Annotated in this window: 17 protein-coding genes; 7 read left to right on the top strand and 10 right to left on the bottom strand. The window is 72.0% G+C overall.

The window, feature by feature from the left end; genetic code table 11:
* Positions 1-204: 204 nt before the first annotated feature.
* Both H505_RS0120780 and H505_RS0120775 read left to right on the top strand, forming a co-directional pair.
* Positions 205-2,718, top strand: a complete 2,514-nt coding sequence (locus H505_RS0120780) for an ATP-dependent Clp protease ATP-binding subunit (protein WP_026403521.1) — start codon at positions 205-207, stop codon at positions 2,716-2,718.
* 103 nt (positions 2,719-2,821) lie between these two features.
* Positions 2,822-3,724, top strand: a complete 903-nt coding sequence (locus H505_RS0120775; protein ID WP_026403520.1) for a hypothetical protein — start codon at positions 2,822-2,824, stop codon at positions 3,722-3,724.
* A 16-nt stretch (positions 3,725-3,740) separates the two neighbouring features.
* Here H505_RS0120775 and H505_RS43330 read toward each other — a convergent pair whose 3' ends face one another.
* From H505_RS43330 to H505_RS0120755, 4 genes are all read right to left on the bottom strand, one after another.
* A complete protein-coding gene (locus tag H505_RS43330; RefSeq protein WP_211238522.1) occupies positions 3,741-4,301 on the bottom strand; it encodes a maleylpyruvate isomerase N-terminal domain-containing protein in 561 nt (186 codons plus the stop codon).
* Between the two features lie 11 nt (positions 4,302-4,312).
* The gene (locus H505_RS0120765; protein WP_026403519.1) at positions 4,313-5,095 is read right to left on the bottom strand and encodes an ArsR/SmtB family transcription factor; all 783 of its coding nucleotides are present in this window, start codon (positions 5,093-5,095) and stop codon (positions 4,313-4,315) included.
* A 101-nt stretch (positions 5,096-5,196) separates the two neighbouring features.
* Positions 5,197-7,959: a right-handed parallel beta-helix repeat-containing protein gene (locus H505_RS0120760; RefSeq protein WP_245592587.1), complete on the bottom strand. Its 2,763-nt coding sequence runs from the start codon at positions 7,957-7,959 to the stop codon at positions 5,197-5,199.
* Positions 7,960-8,102: 143 nt separating this feature from the next.
* Entirely contained in the window at positions 8,103-8,720 is a 618-nt protein-coding gene (locus tag H505_RS0120755) for an alpha-ketoglutarate-dependent dioxygenase AlkB (RefSeq protein WP_199747832.1), read from the bottom strand.
* A gap of 106 nt (positions 8,721-8,826) precedes the next feature.
* Here H505_RS0120755 and H505_RS0120750 point away from each other — a divergent pair, with 106 nt between their 5' ends.
* Positions 8,827-10,002, top strand: a complete 1,176-nt coding sequence (locus tag H505_RS0120750; RefSeq protein ID WP_157433074.1) for an MFS transporter — start codon at positions 8,827-8,829, stop codon at positions 10,000-10,002.
* On the opposite strand, the gene H505_RS0120745 is transcribed toward H505_RS0120750, so the two are convergent.
* The 4 genes from H505_RS0120745 to H505_RS0120730 form a co-directional block, all read right to left on the bottom strand.
* Entirely contained in the window at positions 9,936-11,891 is a 1,956-nt protein-coding gene (locus H505_RS0120745; RefSeq protein ID WP_026403515.1) for an ABC1 kinase family protein, read from the bottom strand. The two genes, H505_RS0120750 and H505_RS0120745, sit on opposite strands and share 67 nt — an antisense overlap.
* An 85-nt stretch (positions 11,892-11,976) precedes the next feature.
* On the bottom strand, positions 11,977-12,843 hold the full coding sequence (locus tag H505_RS0120740; protein WP_034519003.1) for a helix-turn-helix domain-containing protein: 867 nt from the start codon (positions 12,841-12,843) through the stop codon (positions 11,977-11,979).
* Between the two features lie 163 nt (positions 12,844-13,006).
* Entirely contained in the window at positions 13,007-13,672 is a 666-nt protein-coding gene (locus H505_RS0120735; RefSeq protein ID WP_026403513.1) for a response regulator, read from the bottom strand.
* Positions 13,669-14,766 carry a sensor histidine kinase gene (locus tag H505_RS0120730; RefSeq protein WP_051300955.1) on the bottom strand — a complete coding sequence of 366 codons (1,098 nt, stop codon included), beginning with the start codon at positions 14,764-14,766 and terminating at the stop codon, positions 13,669-13,671. Before H505_RS0120730 ends, H505_RS0120735 begins: the two co-directional genes overlap by 4 nt.
* Before the next feature lie 100 nt (positions 14,767-14,866).
* Here H505_RS0120730 and H505_RS0120725 point away from each other — a divergent pair, with 100 nt between their 5' ends.
* Positions 14,867-15,763 carry an ABC transporter ATP-binding protein gene (locus H505_RS0120725; protein WP_026403511.1) on the top strand — a complete coding sequence of 299 codons (897 nt, stop codon included), beginning with the start codon at positions 14,867-14,869 and terminating at the stop codon, positions 15,761-15,763.
* Positions 15,760-16,503 carry an ABC transporter permease gene (locus H505_RS43325; RefSeq protein ID WP_034519002.1) on the top strand — a complete coding sequence of 248 codons (744 nt, stop codon included), beginning with the start codon at positions 15,760-15,762 and terminating at the stop codon, positions 16,501-16,503. The genes H505_RS0120725 and H505_RS43325 overlap by 4 nt, the downstream gene beginning before the upstream one ends.
* Positions 16,504-16,533: 30 nt before the next feature.
* On the opposite strand, the gene H505_RS0120715 is transcribed toward H505_RS43325, so the two are convergent.
* Complete coding sequence (locus H505_RS0120715) at positions 16,534-16,890, bottom strand: hypothetical protein (protein WP_026403510.1); 357 nt, start codon at positions 16,888-16,890, stop codon at positions 16,534-16,536.
* Between the two features lie 125 nt (positions 16,891-17,015).
* Between H505_RS0120715 and H505_RS0120710 the strand changes: the two genes are divergently transcribed.
* Together H505_RS0120710 and H505_RS0120705 are read left to right on the top strand one after the other, a co-directional pair.
* The gene (locus H505_RS0120710) at positions 17,016-17,450 is read left to right on the top strand and encodes a very short patch repair endonuclease (protein ID WP_084550591.1); all 435 of its coding nucleotides are present in this window, start codon (positions 17,016-17,018) and stop codon (positions 17,448-17,450) included.
* 299 nt (positions 17,451-17,749) lie between these two features.
* Positions 17,750-18,106: a hypothetical protein gene (locus H505_RS0120705; protein WP_125621424.1), complete on the top strand. Its 357-nt coding sequence runs from the start codon at positions 17,750-17,752 to the stop codon at positions 18,104-18,106.
* A 4-nt stretch (positions 18,107-18,110) separates the two neighbouring features.
* Here H505_RS0120705 and H505_RS0120700 read toward each other — a convergent pair whose 3' ends face one another.
* Positions 18,111-18,965 carry a nucleic acid/nucleotide deaminase domain-containing protein gene (locus H505_RS0120700; protein ID WP_084550588.1) on the bottom strand — a complete coding sequence of 285 codons (855 nt, stop codon included), beginning with the start codon at positions 18,963-18,965 and terminating at the stop codon, positions 18,111-18,113.
* Positions 18,966-18,973: the final 8 nt, after the last annotated feature.

The following is an 18,973-nucleotide window of genomic DNA, read 5'->3' as shown; positions in this document are numbered from 1 at the left end:
ACCTGCGGAAAGCCCCCGTTCGCTTGGGGCGTAGCGGGAACATGACGCGCCGATGCGGTAGTTGGATGAGACTGAACAGCGCTTAGCTGGGGAACGTCTCCTGGTGGGAGTGCACCGGGTGGCCTCCTCGGGGCGGGCTAGCATGCGGAAGGACAGTTCCGGACGTTCCGGACTCTGCCCAACCGCTCTGTGAGGAGCGACGAGATGTTCGAGAGGTTCACCGACCGCGCGCGGCGGGTTGTCGTCCTGGCACAAGAAGAAGCCAGGATGCTCAACCACAACTACATCGGCACCGAGCACATCCTCCTGGGTCTGATCCACGAGGGTGAGGGTGTCGCCGCAAAGGCTCTGGAGAGCCTGGGGATCAGCCTTGAGGCGGTACGCCAGCAGGTCGAGGAGATCATCGGCCAGGGCCAGCAGGCGCCGTCGGGCCACATCCCGTTCACTCCGCGCGCCAAGAAGGTCCTTGAGCTGTCACTGCGCGAGGCGCTGCAGCTGGGCCACAACTACATCGGCACCGAGCACATCCTGCTCGGCCTGATCCGCGAGGGCGAGGGCGTCGCCGCGCAGGTCCTGGTGAAGCTGGGCGCCGACCTCAACCGGGTGCGGCAGCAGGTCATCCAGCTGCTGCACGGGTACCAGGGCAAGGAGCCGGCCGCCTCGGGCGGCCCCTCGGAGGCTGCCCCCTCCACGTCCCTCGTGCTGGACCAGTTCGGCCGCAACCTGACGCAGGCGGCGCGCGAGGGCAAGCTCGACCCGGTCATCGGCCGGGACAAGGAGATCGAGCGGGTCATGCAGGTGCTGTCCCGCCGCACCAAGAACAACCCCGTCCTGGTGGGCGAGCCCGGCGTCGGCAAGACCGCCGTCGTCGAGGGCCTCTCCCAGAAGATCGTCAAGGGCGAGGTGCCCGAGACGCTGAAGGACAAGCAGCTGTACACCCTCGACCTCGGCGCGCTGGTCGCCGGGTCCCGCTACCGCGGCGACTTCGAGGAACGGCTGAAGAAGGTCCTCAAGGAGATCCGCACCCGGGGCGACATCATCCTGTTCATCGACGAGCTGCACACGCTCGTCGGCGCGGGCGCCGCCGAGGGCGCGATCGACGCCGCCAGCATCCTCAAGCCGATGCTGGCCCGCGGCGAGCTCCAGACCATCGGCGCCACCACCCTCGACGAGTACCGCAAGCACCTGGAGAAGGACGCCGCGCTCGAGCGCCGGTTCCAGCCGATCCAGGTCGCCGAGCCGTCGCTGGCGCACACCATCGAGATCCTCAAGGGCCTGCGGGACCGCTACGAGGCGCACCACCGCGTGTCCATCACCGACGGCGCGCTCGTCTCGGCCGCGCAGCTCGCCGACCGCTACATCAGCGACCGGTTCCTGCCCGACAAGGCGATCGACCTCATCGACGAGGCCGGCTCCCGGATGCGGATCCGCCGCATGACCGCGCCGCCGGACCTGCGCGAGTACGACGAGAAGATCGCCGACGTCCGGCGCGAGAAGGAGTCCGCGATCGACGCGCAGGACTTCGAGAAGGCCGCCGCGCTCCGCGACTCGGAGAAGCAGCTCCTCGGCCAGAAGGCGCAGCGGGAGAAGGAGTGGAAGGCCGGCGACATGGACGTCGTCGCCGAGGTCACCGACGAGCTCATCGCCGAGGTCCTCGCCACCGCCACCGGCATCCCGGTGTTCAAGCTGACCGAGGAGGAGAGCTCCCGCCTCCTGCGCATGGAGGACGAGCTCCACAAGCGGGTCATCGGCCAGGAGGACGCCATCAAGGCGCTGTCCCAGTCGATCCGCCGCACCCGCGCCGGCCTGAAGGACCCGAAGCGCCCCGGCGGCTCGTTCATCTTCGCCGGCCCGTCCGGCGTCGGTAAGACCGAGCTGTCCAAGACGCTCGCCGAGTTCCTGTTCGGCGACGAGGACGCGCTGATCCAGCTCGACATGTCCGAGTTCATGGAGAAGCACACGGTCTCCCGCCTGTTCGGCTCCCCGCCCGGCTACGTCGGGTACGAGGAGGGCGGCCAGCTCACCGAGAAGGTGCGCCGCAAGCCGTTCTCGGTCGTCCTGTTCGACGAGATCGAGAAGGCCCACCAGGACATCTTCAACAGCCTCCTGCAGATCCTGGAGGACGGCCGCCTCACCGACGCGCAGGGCCGTGTCGTGGACTTCAAGAACACCGTCATCATCATGACGACGAACCTGGGGTCCAAGGACATCTCCAAGGGCGTCTCGATGGGCTTCGCCCGCCAGAACGACGAGCAGGGCTCGTACGAGCGGATGAAGGCCAAGGTCTCCGAAGAGCTCAAGCAGCACTTCCGGCCCGAGTTCCTCAACCGTGTCGACGACACGGTCGTGTTCCACCAGCTCACCCCGAAGGAGATCATCCAGATCGTCGATCTGATGATCGCCAAGGTGGACGAGCGGCTCCGCGACCGCGACATGGGCATCGAGCTCCGCCAGGAGGCCAAGGACCTGCTCGCCGAGCGCGGCTACGACCCCGTCCTGGGCGCCCGTCCGCTGCGCCGCACGATCCAGCGCGAGATCGAGGACCAGCTGTCGGAGAAGATCCTCTACAGCGAGCTCAAGGCCGGCCAGATCGTGATCGTGGGTGTCGAGGGCACCGGCGAGGACGCGAAGTTCACCTTCAAGGGCGTCCCGAAGCCGACCACCGTCCCCGACAGCCCGCCCCCGATCGAGGGCGCGGTCAACTTCAACAAGGACTGACCGCCCGTCCGACCACAAAGGCCCGCACCGCTCCGGTGCGGGCCTTTTGGCTTTCCTTGGTGAACACGTTACGTGACTTGCCGGTAACGATTAGTCTTCGAACATGCCATCGAAGGACCACGAGCTCCCGCTGGAGATGGTGCGCAACCAGCCGGACCTCGTCCCCGAACTCCTCCGCAGCGTGTTCCATGAGGACATCCCTGAGATCCCGGAGGGGGACGCCAGCCTTACATCCGAGACCTACAACGCATTCCATCCGCAGGAACTCCGCTGCGACGCGACCGTCCTCGTGGGCGACCCGGAGAAGCCCTCATTGGGCATCATCGTCGAGTCCCAGCTGAGGGACGATCCCGGCAAGGGCTTCAGTTGGCCCGCGTACGTGGCGAACGTCCGCCTGCGCCATAAGTGCGACACGATCCTGCTCGTCTTCTGCCCGGACGAACGCGTAGCGCGGGCCTGCGCCAGGCCCATCCGTATGGGGCACCCCGAGCTGATCCTCAAGCCCCTGACCTTCCACCCCGGGCTCGTGGGCCCGATCACCGACCCGGAACGGGCGCGAAAGGTCCCCGAACTCGTCATCCTCAGCACCCCCGCACACGCCGATGGTCCGCATCGGGTCGCCGTCCTGGACAGCTACAACGCGGCGATCGACCATGTAGCCCAGGTTCAGGGGGTCGCTATCGCTACGCAGTATCATGACCACACAACGCCACAGCTGTCAGCTGTAGCCCGCAAGCTCATGGAGGAACGCATGCAGGCCGCCGGTTACGAGTGGAAGTCGGAGTTCGCCATCCACCACCGTGCCGAGGGCAAGGCCGAGGGCAAGGTCGAGGGCAGGACGGAGGAGGCGGCAAAGCTGGTCCTGCGCATCCTGCAGAAGCGCGGAGTGTGTGTTTCTGATGATGCGCGCCGGCGCATCACCGAGTGCACGGACCTCGAACAGCTCGAGGAGTGGGTGCTGGATGCCGGAACGGTCGCCTCGGTCGACGAACTGTTCACCGGATGACGTTCATCGACTACAGTCAGCGGCCCGAATTCGACGCCTGCAGGTGTAAGGTCGGCGCGTCCGTGCGGCGCATGAAGGACGCCGTAATGCCCTGCAGGCTGCGGGACGTCCAGGTTGCAGGCCAGTCGTCCGGGGTGAACCCCGCGTCGAGGTCGACGTGGTGGACGAGCACCTCGGTGAGGCGCGCGTCGGTCGCACGCGCCACCGGGTGTGCGGCACCGGACGTCCACTCCACGGCTCGTCCCCAGGCCTCCGCGGGCATCGCCTCGTAGGCGGCGGCGAACCGCTCGGCGCTTTCCCGCACATCGGCCACCAGGGCGGCGGCGCCGCGCTCCGCGCCGGCCTCGATCTCGGCGGAGCGGGCGTCCATGCTCGGGTACTCGCGGGTCTCCTCGCCGGTTCGCGCCCACGTCAGAAGCCGGGTGCCGCCGTCGGCGTTGCGCGCCACGTGGGTGAGGACGTGCGCGCGTGTCCAGCCGGGCAGCAGGGACGGCGCGCGAACGTCCGTGTCGTCGAGGCGGGTGGCGGTGGCGACGAGGTCCTCGGTCGCCGCCGTGATCCGCTCGAGCGGTTCCACCGCGGGCGTCGTCACCGCAGGGGCTCGCCTGTCTCCAGGAGGGTCTTCAGGCCCGCGATGAGTTCGGGCCAGCCCTGGCTGACCATGGTGCGCATGGTGCTGTCGGGGGCGAAGCCGTCGTGGACGACCGTGAGCTTGACCGTGTCGTCGCCGTGCGGTTCGAGGTCGAACGTGACGCGGGTGCGGCGTTCGGCGCGGAGCTTCGCGAGGACGTCCGGGCCGATGCCGGCGGCCTCGGCCCATTCGGACGTCGGGGTGTGCCAGGTGTAGGAGAGGCGGCGGGGCGGGTCGGATTCGAGGACGACCTGTTCGGGGTCGGCGATCTTCCGGCCGTTCTCCTCCCAGACCATGGTGGATCCGGGGGACCAGTCGGTTTCGAAGGTCACGCCCCAGTAGCGGGCGGTGAAGGCCGGGTCGGTGAGGGCCTGCCAGAGGCGCTCCGGCGTGGTCTTGATGTAGGTCGTGTAGACGAAGTCGTTGCTCATCGGGCTTTCCTCCAGTGCGGTTTTCAGGTCGGCGAGGGTCTGGGCGCGGTCGCGGTCGTACCGGCGGATCCAGCGGTCGGCGATCGCGTTGATGGGCGCCGCGTTGAGGTAGTGCAGCTTCTCCCGCCCCTGCCGGACGGGCGTGACGAGTTCGGCGTCCTCCAGCAGGGCCAGGTGCTTGCTGACCGACTGGCGGGTCATGTCGAGCCCGGCGCACAGTTCGCGCAGCGTCTGCCCGTTGCGGGCGTTGAGGCTGTCGAGCAGGCGGCGGCGGGTGGGGTCGGCCAGGGCCTTGAACACCGCGTCCATCGCGCCTCCGCAAATTAGGCAACCTTCTGGCTGCTTAACGATAGGCAGCCGGTTGGCTGCATGTCAACGCGCCCGGGTGCGGCGATGGGGCGGGACGGGCTTCAGGTGGGGATGTCCTCGGGGGCGAGGGGGGAGGGCTGCTCGCGGGTCGGGTCGGCGGCCGTGGTCGGGGGCTGCTCGGTGCGGCGGGCGTGGGCCGCGACGGACGTGCGGAACAGTTCGTCGATCTCGCGGCCGTTGCCGTCCCGGTAGCGGTCGCGGTGGGCGTTCAGGTGCGCCGCCAGGGCCTTGCGGGTGGCCTGCGGGACGAGGTGGCCCGCGGCGGCGGCCTTGCCCAGGAAGATCGACATGAGGCCGGGGACGTCGTACGGGCGGAACCCGAGGGTGCGGGCGAAGCGGGACGCCAGGCCGGGGTGCGCGGCGAGGAGCCCCTCCAGTTCGGCGGTGCGGCCCGCGGCGACGACCACCGCCTCGCCGCGGTGGTCCTCCATGAGCTTGACGAGGGCGTCGACGGCCTCCTGCCCGAGGTCGTGGGCCTCGTCGATGAACAGGACCCCGCCGCGCGCCCGCTCGAAGACGTCCGCGTGCGGCCCGGCGAGGTCCGCGGGGGACGCCTCGACGACCTGGCCCCCGGCGAGGACGCCGAGGGCGGCGAGGAGTTCGCCGTACAGCCGGGCCACGGTGGTCTTGCCGGTGCCGGGCGGGCCCGCGAAGACGAGGTGGCCGGTGAAGGGGCCGGCCTCCGGGCCCGCGCCGAGGACGTCGGCGAGGTCGCGGATCCCGCGCTTGACGTCGTCGAGCCCGGTCAGCGCGTCGAGCCGGTCGAGGATGGCGCGGACCTGCGCGGAGTCGCCCGCCCGGACGGCGAGTCCGGTGTCGACGTCGAGGTCCTCGGCGCGCAGCTCGGACAGTTCGTCGCCGGACGGCAGGTCGTCCCGTTCGGCGAGCCGCTGCGCCTGCCGTTCGACCGCGGCCTCGAAGACGCGCCGGGCCGCGCGGCCGTTGGCGAAGGCCGCGTCGCGCTCGACGGCCGCGAAGTGCGCGAGGACCGCGTCGCGGGCCTCGCCCGCCAGCCGGTAGCCGTCCCGGGTGGCGTGCAGTTCGACGATGCCGAGGAGTTCGGACGGGCCGTAGGGCTCGAAGACGACGGTGCGGGGGATCCGGGTGGCGAGGCCGGGGTTCGCGTCTAGGAACGCGCGCATCTCCGCCGGGGGGCCGGCGGCGATGACGACGACCTCGTCGCGGTGGTCCTCCATGAGCTTGACCAGGGTGTCGACGGCCTCCCGCCCGACGTCGACGCCGCCCACGGGACGGGCGAGGGTGTGGGCCTCGTCGATGAGCAGCACGCCGCCGCGCGCCTCGTTGAACATCTGCGCGGTCTTCGGCGCGGTGCCGCCGACGTGCTCGGCGACGAGCTGCGACCGCCCCACCTCGACGAGGTGGCCGGTCGAGACGACGCCGAGCGCCGCGAGGAGGCGGCCGTACAGCCGCGCGACGGTGGTCCTGCCGGTGCCGGGCGGGCCCGCGAACACCATGTGCCGCCCGATCGCGGGGCCGGGCGGCAGGCCCGCGCGCCGCCGCTGCTCGGACACCCGCTGCAGGTTCCTTATTTTGTGGATCTCCTCCTTGACCGCGGCGAGGCCGATCAGCGCGTCGAGCTCGGCGAGGACGGCGTCCTCGCTCTCCCGCCCGTCCGGCGGGTCGTTCGCCGCCGGGAGCTCCGCGGGCGGCTCGTCGAAGCCGATCAGGTCGGGGCGGGCGTTCCGCTCGCTCGTCAGCCCCTCGATCCGGACGCGCGCCCGCCGCGACGTCGCGACGCCCGCGCCGCGCCCGTCCGCGACCGTGCAGGCGCGCAGCGTCAGCTCCGCGCCGGGGTGGGCGCCCACGCCCTCCTCGCCGCTGCCGGTGACGACCGTCCCGTCGAACAGGCCGTTGCCGCCGTCCAGGACGTTGAGCCCGACGACGCCCGCGTCCTCGACCCGCCCCCGGACGAACGTGACGTGCCCGGCCTCGCCGACCGCGACGCCGTTCTGCGGCGGCGCGATGATCGCGCAGTCCTCGAAGGTGCCGGTGGAGCCCTCGACGAGCATCCCGGTCCGCTTCGGCGTCTCCATCCGGACGCGCCGCCCGACGACGGTCCCGCCGCGCGCGGCCCACACCGCCTCCAGGCCCGCGTCCTTGATCAGGCAGTCCTCGACGAGGGCGATCCCGTTGTCGGCGACGACCAGCGCCGACTCCTTCGACCCCCGCACGGCGGTGTTGCGGACGACGATGTCGGCGCGGTCGTCCACCCGGATCCCGGACACCCCGGAGTCGCTGATCGTGCACTGCTCGATCAGCGGCCGGGCGCCCTCGGTGACCCAGACGCCGTTGCCGCCGGCCTTCTCGATCACGCACGCCCGCAGCGTCACCGAGCTGCCCATCCGCAGCGCGACGGCGTTGTGCCCGGTGCCGGTGACGGTCGTGCCCTCCAGCAGCCCGGACGCGGCCGCGTACACGACGACGCCGTCCTCGACGCGGCAGTTCTTCAGCGCGAGCCTGCCGCCGCCCCACGCCCGCACCGCGACCGACCCGCGGCGGCTGACGAACTCGCAGTCCTCCGCGAGGACGCTGCCGTCCTTGACGTTCAGCGCGCAGCCGTCCTCGTTCCAGTTCCGGACGGTGACGCCCTGCAGGGTGACGTGCCCGGTGAGCTCCATCGTCGCGTTGGTCGCGCCGTCCAGGGTGACGGTGCCGGGCCCGTCCATGGCGGTCAGCACGAAGTCGCTGGAGCTGCGGAAACCCGTGTTGGGGTACTGCCCCGGTTCGATGAGGATGTGCCGTCCCGCGGCGGCGTGGTGAGTCGTCGCCTGCAGCGCGTCCAAGACGCTTCGGAACGCCCGGGGGGAGGTCTGTGAAACGACCAGACGCAGCAACGCCCCTCCTCACGGAAAACCTGGACCACCGCCATGGTGCCATTCCGTGAGATGCCGGGCGATACCGCGCCGGTTCGGTGCGCCGCGGAGGGTCAGCGGACGCCGCGCGGGCGGAACTGGACGCTGATGCGCGGCCCGGTCGCGCGGGCGCTCTTGGGGACGGCGTGCTCCCAGGTCCGCTGGCAGCTCCCGCCCATGACGATGAGGTCGCCGTGCCCGAGGTCGCGCCGGATCGTCGGCCCGCCGCCCCGGGGCCGCAGCAGCAGGCTGCGGGGCGCCCCGACGGACAGGATCGCGACCATCGTGTCGTGCGTCGCGCCCCGCCCGATCGTGTCGCCGTGCCAGGCGACGCTGTCGCGCCCGTCCCGGTACAGGCACAGCCCGGCCGTCCGGAACGGTTCGCCCAGTTCGGACGCGTAGTGGGCGTCGAGCGCGGCCTTCGCGTCGGCCAGCACGGGGTCGGGGAGGGGCGCGTGCTCGTCGTAGAACGCGAGGAGGCGCGGCACGTCGACGACCCGCTCGTACATCCGGCGCCGCTCGCCCCGCCACGGGACGGACGACAGCAGCCGTTCGAACAGCGCGTCGGCGTCGGGGATCCAGCCGGGGAGCACGTCGATCCACGCCCCGTGCGACAGCCGCGTCCGCCGCGCGTCGGCGAGCGGCCGCGGACCCGTCCCGTCCGTGAAGTCCAGCAGCGACCCTTGCAGCATGCTCCCCACCGTACCCGCTGTCGGCGAACACATGTTCGAAGATTGCCGTGCGACCTGTGGGGATGACGCACCGGATTCTGTCGGTGGCGCCCCGTAGGGTGCGCGGGTGTGGAGAGAACTGCCGCGCCCGGTGCGGGCGCTCGTCGGCGTGCGCGTCCTGAACCAGCTCGGCGCGTACGTGATGCCGTTCCTGGCGGTCATCGCGGGGCCGGGCCTCGCCGCGGAGGCGCTCGCGGTCTTCGGCGCGGCCGCGCTGGCGTCCCGCTGGCTGGGCGGGCTGCTGCTCGACCGGCTGCCGCCGCGCACCCTGATCGTCGCGGGCCTGGCGGCGACGGGCGCGGCCCTCCTGCTGCTCGCCGCCGCGCGCGGGCCCGTCCAGGTGCTGGCCGCGGTCGCGCTCGCGGGGCTCGTGTTCGAGCTCTACGAGCCCGCCACGCAGGAGGCCCTGGCCCGGCTCACCGGGGAGGAGCGGCGCGGCGACGTCTACGGGCTGCTCGGCACGTCCCTGGTCGCGGCGGGGGCGGTCGCCGGGCTGATCGCCGCGGTCCTGCTCCCGATCGGCGCGCGCTGGCTCGCGGTCGTCGACGCTGGGACGTGCCTGGTCGCGGCGGGCGTCGCGTACGTGTTCCTGGAGCGCGAACCCGTCCGCCGGGCCATCGCGGGACGCGGGCGCTGGCGGCCGTCCGCGGCGCTCGTCCGGCTCACCCTCGCCGGGACGGCGTTCGCGTGCGGCTACCTGGCCGTGGTCATGTTCATGCCGCTCGTCCTGCTGGAGCGCGGGGCGCCCGAGTGGCTGCCCGGCGCGGCCCTGACCTGCGCCGCCCTCCTGGCCCCGCTGACCGGACGCCTCGGCCGCCGTGGGCTCGACGCGTTCGCGCACGGGCGCGTCCTCGCGGCGGGCACCGCCGTCCTCGGCGTGCTCGCGTTCGTGATGGCCGCCGGACGGGCGGTCCCGCTGCTCGTCGCGGCGTACGTGGCGTGGGCCGCGGTCGACAGCGTCCTGCAAGGGCGCTGGCAGGCCGTGGTGGCCGAGACCGCGCCGGAACCCGAACGTCCGCGCTGGTTCGCGTTCTTCGGGTCGTCCTGGGGCGTCGCGCAGCCCGCCGTGCCCGTGCTGGTCGCGGCGACGGGGGCGGCGATGGCGACGGCCGGTGCGGCGTTCCTCCTCGTGCCCGCGCTGCTCGGCGCCGGGACGGCCGCCGCGCGGCGCCCCGGTCACCTGCGGAAGATCACCACCAGGACGCGCAGCGCCAGGACGGAGCAGACCACGAGCATGCAGTAGCCGAGGAACTGGTACAGGGAGACGTCCGTGGCCATCGCCGGGCCGCCCTTGAGGCCGAGCAGCATCACCGCCATGATCCCCGCCGTGGACGCCAGGATCGTCAGCAGCACCTGCTGCAGGAGGCCCGTGACGGTGCGGCGGTCGCGCTCGTCGCCGAACAGGCGCACGTTCAGCGTGAGCCGGCCCGCCTCGGCCGCGGCGGTGATGCGGTCGAGGCGGCGCGGGAGCCGCCGCAGCATCGGGAGCATGCCCATGACCTCCTCCGTCACCGCCTCCTGCAGCGACGACGGCCGCAGCCGCTCCCGCAGGTACGTCTCGCCGAACGACTGCGCCTCCGTCACGATGCCGAACCCCGGCGCCAGCTCCGTCAGCCCGCCCTCCAGCGTCGCCAGCGCCCGGAACACCGCCGCGATCTCCGGCGGCACCGCCAGCTCGTACCGCGCGACCAGCCGGAACAGCTCGGTGAACATCGTCATGTCGGGCGCGCTGCCGGGGCCGAGGTGCCGCGCCATGAACGCGCCGAGCGCCCGCGCGAGGCCCTGCTCGTCCAGCTCGTCCGGACGCGCCACCATCTCCAGGAACGCGTCGGTGACGCCCACCGTGTCGCCGCGGTTCATCGCCAGCAGCAGCCGCTGCAGGCAGGCCCGCAGCTCGGTGTCGAGGCGCCCCACCGACCCGAAGTCGATCAGGCCGAGCCGTCCGTCGTCGAGCAGCAGGATGTTGCCCGGGTGCGGGTCGGCGTGGAACGTGCCGTCCACGACGATCTGCCGCAGCAGCGTGTCCAGCAGCGCCTGCGCGAGCTTCGACCGGTCCATGCCCCGCTCGTCGATCAGCGGGCCCGCCTTGCTCAGCGCCGTCCCCGCCAGCCGCTCCATCACCAGGATCCGGCCCGTGCACAGGTCGTCGAACGGCCGCGGGACCAGGACGTCCGTGCCGCGCGCGGCCCCGACCGACGCCATGTTCCGCGCCTCCACCCGGAAGTCGAGCTCCTCCCGCAGCGCGACCGCGAACCCGGCGGCGAGGTCGACGACCCCGAACGCCCGCGCCCACCCCGCCCGCTGGTGCAGCGTCCGCGCGAGCCGCCCGACGATGTCGAGGTCGCGCTCCACGACCGTCCGGATCCCCGGCCGCTGGATCTTCACCACCACGTCCTCGCCGGACCGCAGCCGCGCCGTGTGCACCTGCGCCACCGACGCCGCCGCCAGCGGCGTCCGGTCGAACTCGGCGAACACGTCCTCGGGCGCCGCGCCCAGTTCGTCCCGGATCACCTGCTCGATCCGCTCCCACGGGACGGGCGCCGCGCGGTCCTGGAGCCGCCCCAGCGCGGCGACGAACTCCGGCGGCAGCACGTCCCGGCGCGTCGACAGCACCTGCCCCAGCTTGACGAACGCGACGCCGCCCTGCTCCAGCGCCTCCGTCAGCGACCGCGCGAGCCGCACCCGCTCGTTCTCGGTGCTCGGCTCCCGCCGCGCGCGCCCCCGCAGGTACGGGCCGAACCCGTGGCGGAGGAAGATGAACGAGATCTGCCAGTACCGCCGCGTCCGCGAGATCCGCGACCGGACGCTGCCGAACCAGTACAGCGGCGACGGGATCGACCCGGTCGGGATGAACGCCTCCCACAGCACCAGAACGGTCATCGACACCAGGACCGCGCACGCGAACCCGAGCACGATGAACCACAGCGTCGTCGGCACCTGCCGCCGCGGGTCGATCCCGGCGAACAGCGCGCCCGCGACCGGGCTCGCCACCGCCTGCCCGGCCGCCCCCGCGACGACCGTCCGGAACAGCGAGAACCGCATGTTCAGCAGCCGCCGCGCGCCGAACGCCAGCACCAGCGTGTTGAGCAGCGTCCCGGCGGCGAACGCCGCGACCGTCACGGCGGAATCCATGCGGGCGACCTTAGCGGCGGCACCACCGCGGCCCCTCCCGCTTCCGGGTGAGGGACGCCCCCCGGGCGGTGGAGCGCCGCCCGGTTCAGGACTCGTCCAGCAGGTCCTTGAGGAACTCGATCGTCCGGGCGGGGCGCGCCGCGCGGATCGCCAGCAGATCCATGATCTCCTGGTAGCGGGACGCCTCCGCCCCCTCCGGGTACCGCGCCCCGGTGAGCTGCTCGAGGTACACCGCGTCGTCCAGGTCGTACTGCGCGAACCGCATGATCGTGATCGGGCCGCCGAGCGCCAGGTGCCCGCCCGCCGCGAACGGCAGCACCTGGATGTTCACGTTGTGCAGGTGCTCGGCCACGTCGATCAGGTGCCGGAGCTGGCCGCGCATCGTCGCCGGCCCGCCGATCGGGCGCCGCAGCGCCGCCTCGTCGATGATCGCCCACAGCGCCGCCGCGCCGACCGGCCGGTGCAGCACCGCCTGCCGGTTCATCCGGACCGTGAGCCGCTTGACCAGCTCGTCCGGGTGCGCGTCGTGGTGCTCCAGGCCGATCACGGCCCGCGCGTACTCCCGCGTCTGCAGCAGGCCGGGAACGTACTGCACCTCGTAGTTGCGGATCGTCGTCGCCGACTGCTCCAGCCCGAGGAACTGCTCGAACCAGCTCGGCACCACCTCGCCGTACGCCGTCCACCAGCCGGGCCGCTTCGCCTCCCGGACGAGCTCGACCAGCGTCCCCCGCTCCGCCGCGTCCGTCACGCCGTAGAGATCGAGCAGGTCGAGCACGTCCCGTTCCTTGAACCCGTGCCGTCCCAGCTCCAGCCGGCTGATCTTGGACGCCGAGCCGCGGATCGCCCGCCCGGCCTCCGCCCGTCCGATCCCGTTCCGCTCCCGCAACCGCCGCAGCCGCGCGCCGATCTGCATGCGCAGCGCCGTCGGACCCGCGTGCAAATTGTCCAGCACAAGATCTCCATTGTCCCGTGGCGACCTTGGGAGCTTCTCACAGGCAATGGCCGCACCGCAGGGAACCACCGGTCAGAGGTACCTGACTTTCGCGTCGCCGGGCAAATCCGGACGCTTCAAAGGAGTGGTCCAACAATGACCGCGTGGCCATTCCGTCGCCCGTTCAAGATCCATTCTTGGTGAGCAGCCCGTGCTGCAGCGCCCGCAGCACCGCGCGCGTCCGGTCCCGGACCCCCAGCTTCGCCAGCAGGCTCGACACGTGGTTCTTCACCGTGCCCTCCGCCAGCCGCAGCGCGTCCGCGATCTCCCGGTTCGCGTACCCGCCCGCCAGCAGCCGCAGGATCTCCAGCTCCCGCTCCGTCAGCGGCTGCGGCGGCGGCAGGTCGTCGATCGGCTCCGGCAGCCGCGGCACCGCCCGCAGCAGCCGCTCCGTCAGCGCCGGCCGCACCAGCGACCCCCCGCCCGCGAGCGTCCTGATCGCCCCGACGAGCTCCTCCAGCGTCACGTCCTTCAGCAGGTACCCGTCCGCCCCCGCCCGCAGCGCCCGCAGGACGAGCTCGTCGTCGTCGAACGTCGTCAGCACCAGCGTCGGCACGCCCATGCCCCGCGCCCGCAGCGCCTCGAGCGTCGCGATCCCGTCCCGTCCCGGCATCCGCAGGTCCAGCAGCAGGACGTCCGGCGCCGCGTCCGCGACCACCCGCAGGGCCTCGTCCCCGTCCGCCGCCTCCGCCGCGACCGTCACCTGCGGCGACAGCTCCAGCAGATGCCGGATGCCCTGCCGCACGAGCGTCTGGTCGTCGACCACGCACACCCGGATCGCCCCCGTCACGACGGCACCCGCACCCGCACGCCGAACCCCTCGCGCGTGTCGAACGCGACGTCGCCGCCGAGCTGCCCCACCCGCTCCCGCATCCCCGCGAGCCCGTTCCCCAGGCGCAGCACGCTCGTCCCGCACCCGTCGTCCCGCGCGTTCAGCACCACGCCGTCCCCCTCCCGCACGACCTCCAGCCACAGGTTGTCGGCGCGCGCGTGCCGGATCGCGTTCGTCACGACCTCCTGCACGCACCGGATCAGCGCCGCCGCGGACGCCTCGTCCGGCTCCACCTCCTCGACGCGCAGGTGCACCCGCGGGCGCGGCAGATCCATCACGATTTCCTGCAGCGCCCGATCGAGCGGCACCGCCCGTCCCCGCAGCTCGCCGACCGCCGTCCGGACGTCGCCCAGCAGGTCGCGCGCGAGCCCCCGCGCCCGGTCCACGTGCGCCTTCGCGGGCTCGTCCGCCTTGTGCGCCGCGACCTCCAGCTCCAGCACCAGCGCCGTCAGCTGATGCCCCACGAGATCGTGCAGCTCCCGCGCGATCCGCAGCCGCTCGCCCGACCGGCTCGACTCCGCCAGCAGCTCCGTCGCCGCGCGCAGCTCGGTGTTCGCGACCGCCAGCCGCTCGCTCGTCTCCGCGTTCCGCCGCTCGCTCATCACGGCCCAGACGGCCGACACCTGCAGCATCCCGTAGATGGCCGCGGACAGCACCACGTCCATCACCGAGCCGTCCCGCAGGACCGCGGCGAGGCCCGCGACCACGCTGTTGCCCACCAGCGCCACCGCGACCGTCCGGGGCCCGGCGAGGTGGGCGGCGATCGCGGTGACGAAGACGAGCACGATCGCGGTCCACGCGACATGCGGCGCGAGCAGCACGGCCGCCGCGGCCGTCACTGCGACCGTGCCGAGCAGCCGCGGCGGCCGCGCCGACAGGAACATCACGAACAACGACGCGAGGAACAGCGCGTAGCAGCCCCACCACAGCCACACCGGCCCCACGGTGGGCCGTTCCCCGGCCAGCTGCGTGAGGGCGACCGGGCACGCGATCACCAGGCAGACGCCCAGCAGGCACGCCGTCCCCCACCGCTCCAGCCGCGAATCGCTCATCCCCCGAGCGTACGGCCGGTCCGTGCGGGACGGCCCGTGCCACAAGTCACGTGACCACGGGCACCCGACAGGACGCGCCGCGCCGCCTACCGTCCCCACCGTGATCGAAGTCGAATCCCTGACCAAGAGGCACGGCGACGTGCTCGCCGTCGACGACCTCAGCCTCACCGTCGAACCCGGCGAGATCTTCGGCATCCTGGGCCCGAACGGAGCGGGCAAGACCACCGCCGTCGAGTGCATCGCCGGACTGCACCGTCCCGACTCCGGCCGCGTCCGCGTCCTGGACCTCGACCCCGTCCGCGACCGCGCCCGCCTCCGCCGGGTCCTCGGCGTCCAGCTCCAGCACGGCAACCTCCCGGACGCCCTCAAGGTCGGCGAAGCCGTGGCCCTCTACCACTCGTTCTACGCAGAATCCGCGGACCCGGCCGAACTCATGGCCGACCTGAACCTGACCCACCTCCAGAACAGCCGGTACAGCACGCTCTCGGGCGGCGAGGCCCAGCGCCTCTCCATCGCCCTCGCCCTCATCGGCAAGCCCCGCATCGCGATCCTGGACGAGCTCACCACCGGCCTCGACCCCCAGTCCCGCCGCGACACCTGGGACCTCATCGCCCAGATCCGCGACACCGGCGTCACGATCCTCCTCGTCACCCACTTCATGGACGAGGCCGAACGCCTCTGCGACCGCGTCGCCGTCATCGACCGGGCCCGCCTCATCGCCCTCGACACCCCCGCCGACCTCATCGCCCGCGTGGACGCACCACAGCGCGTCCACGTGAAAACCGCGACACCCCTCGACCCCGCCGTCTTCGCGGACGCCGACATCACCGGCATCGTCCGCAACGGGGACCGCACCACCATCACCGGCGGCGGCAACCTCCTCCACACGGTCACCGCGACCCTCCTCGCCCACGGCATCACCGCCACGGAGACCCGCCTCGAAGAAGCCACCCTCGAGGACGCGTTCCTCGCCCTCACCGGCCGGAGGTTCGAGTGACCCCCCGCGCGTACGCCCTGCTCACCTGGACCGAGGCCAAGCTCGTCGCCCGCGACACCGCCGGCCTGGTCGTCCCCTTCGCCCTCCCGGCCCTCATCATGGTGATGAACGGCTTGGGCTCGTCCGACCCGACCGCCGACTTCGCCGGCCTCACGGCCTTCGACGCGTACGTCCTGCCCCTCACCCTCACGATGATCACGGCGCTGATCGGCATCGTGAACATGCCGTCCTTCCTCGCGGCCTACCGCAAAGCAGGCATCCTCCGCCGCCTCTCGGTGACCCCCGCGAACCCCCTGTCCGTCCTGGCCGCCCAAGCCGCGGTGGCCCTGGCCCACACCCTCCTGGGCGTGACCCTGGCCCTCCTCCTCGCCCGCTACGCGTTCGACGCGACCATGCCCCGCTCGCCCCTCGCCGCGCTCGCCGTGTTCGCCCTCGCCACGGCCACGATGTTCGCGGTGGGCCTCCTCGTGGCGGCCCTGGCCCCGACCCCCAACTCCGCCGTGGCGATCGGCCTCCTCCTCTTCTTCGCCACCATGGCCACCGGCGGCGGCTTCGGCCCCCGCCAAAACCTCCCCGACTGGCTCTCCACCACCGGCGCCCACCTCCCCTACGGCGCCGCCCTAGACGCCCTCTCCGCAACCTGGCAAGGCACCACCCCCGACATAACCTCCCTGGCAGCCCTAGCCACCACAACCCTCGCCGCAGTAGCCACCGCCACCAAAACCTTCCGCTGGACATGAACGGCGAACGAGTACGCCGGGCCCCTGGGGTTACTTCGACGAGCGGGGCCGCTTAACAGGAGCGGCCTTGCCCTCGGCCACGAACCGCTCATGCTGCTGCCACCCCTGCAGCCACTTCCACCCGGATCCGAGTGCCGCCGTGGTCGCCGCCACCATGAACGTGGTCACCTGCGCCTCATCGAGTTGAGCTCCCGGCACCAGCTGAGCCACGACCCCGGCCGACCACCCCGCGAACACCGCGAACACCGGCGTGAACAGAGCAACCCCCCGCCCCAACCACGACCCCTCGCTCGCGCCCTGGCCCTCGACGCCTTCCGCCTCAACGTCCGACACGGACATCACCCACCCTTGGTCATCGCCCACCTGGTAACGGCGAGATTCGTCCATAGCGTCGTATGGGGATTTTCCGGCCACTCGCAAATGTCCGACACCGGCCACGGACGGCGAGTCAACGTCCTGTGCATGCTTCCAAGTGGCCGGTGAGTGTCCGGGGTGTTCAATACGGTTGGGGTATGGGTGCGGTCAGGCCGGTGGGCGCGTCGAGTGAGGGCGTGCGCAAGAGCATGCAGGCGAACAAGAGTCGGGACACCAAGCCCGAGTTGGCGCTGCGGCGGGCGGTTCATGCCATGGGACTGCGTTATCGGGTGTCCGCCCGGCTGCCGTTGCCGAAGGTCAGGCGTACCGCGGACATGGTCTTCACGCGAGCCAAGGTGGCCGTGTTCCTCGACGGTTGCTTCTGGCACGGCTGTCCCGAACACCACACCAAATCGGTCACCAACGCCGACTACTGGGCCGAAAAGATCGTGAAGAATCGGGAGCGAGATAGGGAGACCGACGCCCTTCTCCGCGATGCGGGCTGGCACGTCATCCGCATCTGGGCGCACGAAGACACCGGGGAGGCCGCGCGAAGGGTGGCCGACGAGGTTCGCGCCCGGAATGGGAAGTGAGACGGTCGACTTTCGGAGCGCCGTCGACGTGGGTCGGTGCGTTCGCGCAGTCACGGTGACCGCGTCTATCGGGCGCGTACCGCCGGACGGCCAGGAGTGGCAAGGGCCGTGAATCGGACGGGGTGGGTCGGTACGCTCGCGGGATGAATCAGCCGCCGTATGGGCCGCCTTATGGGGGTGGGGTGCCGCAGCCCTATGCGGGGTTGCCGCCTTATCGGCCTCGGCGGCGGAAGAGTGCGCTGGTTGTGCCGCTGGTGTTGGTGGGGCTCGTGGTGCTGTTGGTGAGTGGAGTCGGGGGTGTGTACTACTTCAGCGAGTACCGGCCTCGGCAGTACCTCGAGGACTGGAGCTGGGAGATGGGGTACGCCGACACGCTCGTCCGGACGCAGGGGTTCGCGGACCGGGAGAAGGCGTACGTTCGGCTGGAGCAGGCGTGTGCTCCCGGGTACGGCGGGTGCAGGGTGTCGCCGGTCGAGGACATCGTGCGGTGGCTCGGGCGGGGGGTCGGGAGCATGACCGAGGCGGAGGCCGCGGAGTGCTTCCGGGACGGGTGCGAGCGGGTCTTCTATCGGGACGGGCACAAGGCCGTTGTGCGGTTCCAGCAGGTGACCAGTTCCGGGTGGAACTTCCTGGTCGAGGTCTACCTCTACTGGTGACGGGTCACTTGGTGGCGGCCTGCTGCATCAGTTCGAGGAGGCCGGCTTCGCGGTCCTGGGCGGTCGCGCCGTAGTCGTGGCTGTAGGTGAAGTCGGCGTTCGGGAAGCGGGTGAGCCACATCGCGCAGTAGTTGCCCGGCATGAGGCACGGTTCGAGCTCGGTGTAGACGCGGGTGACCTGCTCCGGACGGACGCCTTGGGCCTGCAGGCGGTCCCAGAGGAGATGCTCGGGGTGCTGGACGCCGACGCGGGTCTGTTCGGTCTCGATGCGGCGGCGGCCGCCGATGCCTTCGACCTCGAAGGCGACGGACGCGGGGAAGCTGAGCGCGTGCCGGATGGTCTCGAGGACGCGCGACCACCAGGACTCGTCGTCGTCGAGGGCGGCGGCGTCGATCTGGAGGAGCCGGGCGCGGAGCTCGCGGAAGACGTCGAGGGGGTCCCGGCGGCCGGGGGTGCGGAGGGCGGGGAGCGCGCGGTCGAGGGCGGCGAGGGAGTCGAGGAAGGCTTCGGCGGTGTCGTTGACGTGCAGGGGGGCGGCGTCGGTGGCGATGAAGACCGCCTGGACGGCGCCGGAGGGGCCGACGCAGATCTCGGCGCCCTGGTCGGTGCCGAGGCGGCACCAGGTGGAGAGCGTCGGGGAGAGGCGGCGGGCGTCGGTGGCCGTCGCGTGGTCGCCGAGGGTGAGGGACTCCCGGTCGGTCGCGGTGAAGTACGGGCCGACCTGGAGGGGGACGCCCGCGGCGAGGGACGTGACGGAGGCGGGCGGGAGCGCCGTGCCGGCGAGCGCCTGGGGGGTGAGGGGCCGCAGGCCCTTCGGGCCGAACTGCTTCCGCAAGCGGGGTCCGAGGTCTTCCGTCATGGCGCCAG

It is taken from the genome of Actinomadura rifamycini DSM 43936 (assembly GCF_000425065.1).
Classification (GTDB): domain Bacteria; phylum Actinomycetota; class Actinomycetes; order Streptosporangiales; family Streptosporangiaceae; genus Spirillospora; species Spirillospora rifamycini.
Note: the sequence above shows the minus strand (reverse complement) of the source record. Positions and strands in the feature narration are given on the sequence as shown.

What these genes read in the sequence shown, in the direction of transcription:
- H505_RS0120780 (WP_026403521.1), top strand. Translation starts at nt 205, where the DNA reads ATGTTCGAGAGGTTCACCGACCGCGCGCGGCGGGTTGTCGTCCTGGCA.
- H505_RS0120775 (WP_026403520.1), top strand. Translation starts at nt 2,822, where the DNA reads ATGCCATCGAAGGACCACGAGCTCCCGCTGGAGATGGTGCGCAACCAG.
- H505_RS0120765 (WP_026403519.1), bottom strand. Translation starts at nt 5,095, where the DNA reads ATGGACGCGGTGTTCAAGGCCCTGGCCGACCCCACCCGCCGCCGCCTG.
- H505_RS0120755 (WP_199747832.1), bottom strand. Translation starts at nt 8,720, where the DNA reads ATGCTGCAAGGGTCGCTGCTGGACTTCACGGACGGGACGGGTCCGCGG.
- H505_RS0120745 (WP_026403515.1), bottom strand. Translation starts at nt 11,891, where the DNA reads ATGGATTCCGCCGTGACGGTCGCGGCGTTCGCCGCCGGGACGCTGCTC.
- H505_RS0120730 (WP_051300955.1), bottom strand. Translation starts at nt 14,766, where the DNA reads ATGAGCGATTCGCGGCTGGAGCGGTGGGGGACGGCGTGCCTGCTGGGC.
- H505_RS0120715 (WP_026403510.1), bottom strand. Translation starts at nt 16,890, where the DNA reads ATGGACGAATCTCGCCGTTACCAGGTGGGCGATGACCAAGGGTGGGTG.
- H505_RS0120710 (WP_084550591.1), top strand. Translation starts at nt 17,016, where the DNA reads ATGGGTGCGGTCAGGCCGGTGGGCGCGTCGAGTGAGGGCGTGCGCAAG.
- H505_RS0120700 (WP_084550588.1), bottom strand. Translation starts at nt 18,965, where the DNA reads ATGACGGAAGACCTCGGACCCCGCTTGCGGAAGCAGTTCGGCCCGAAG.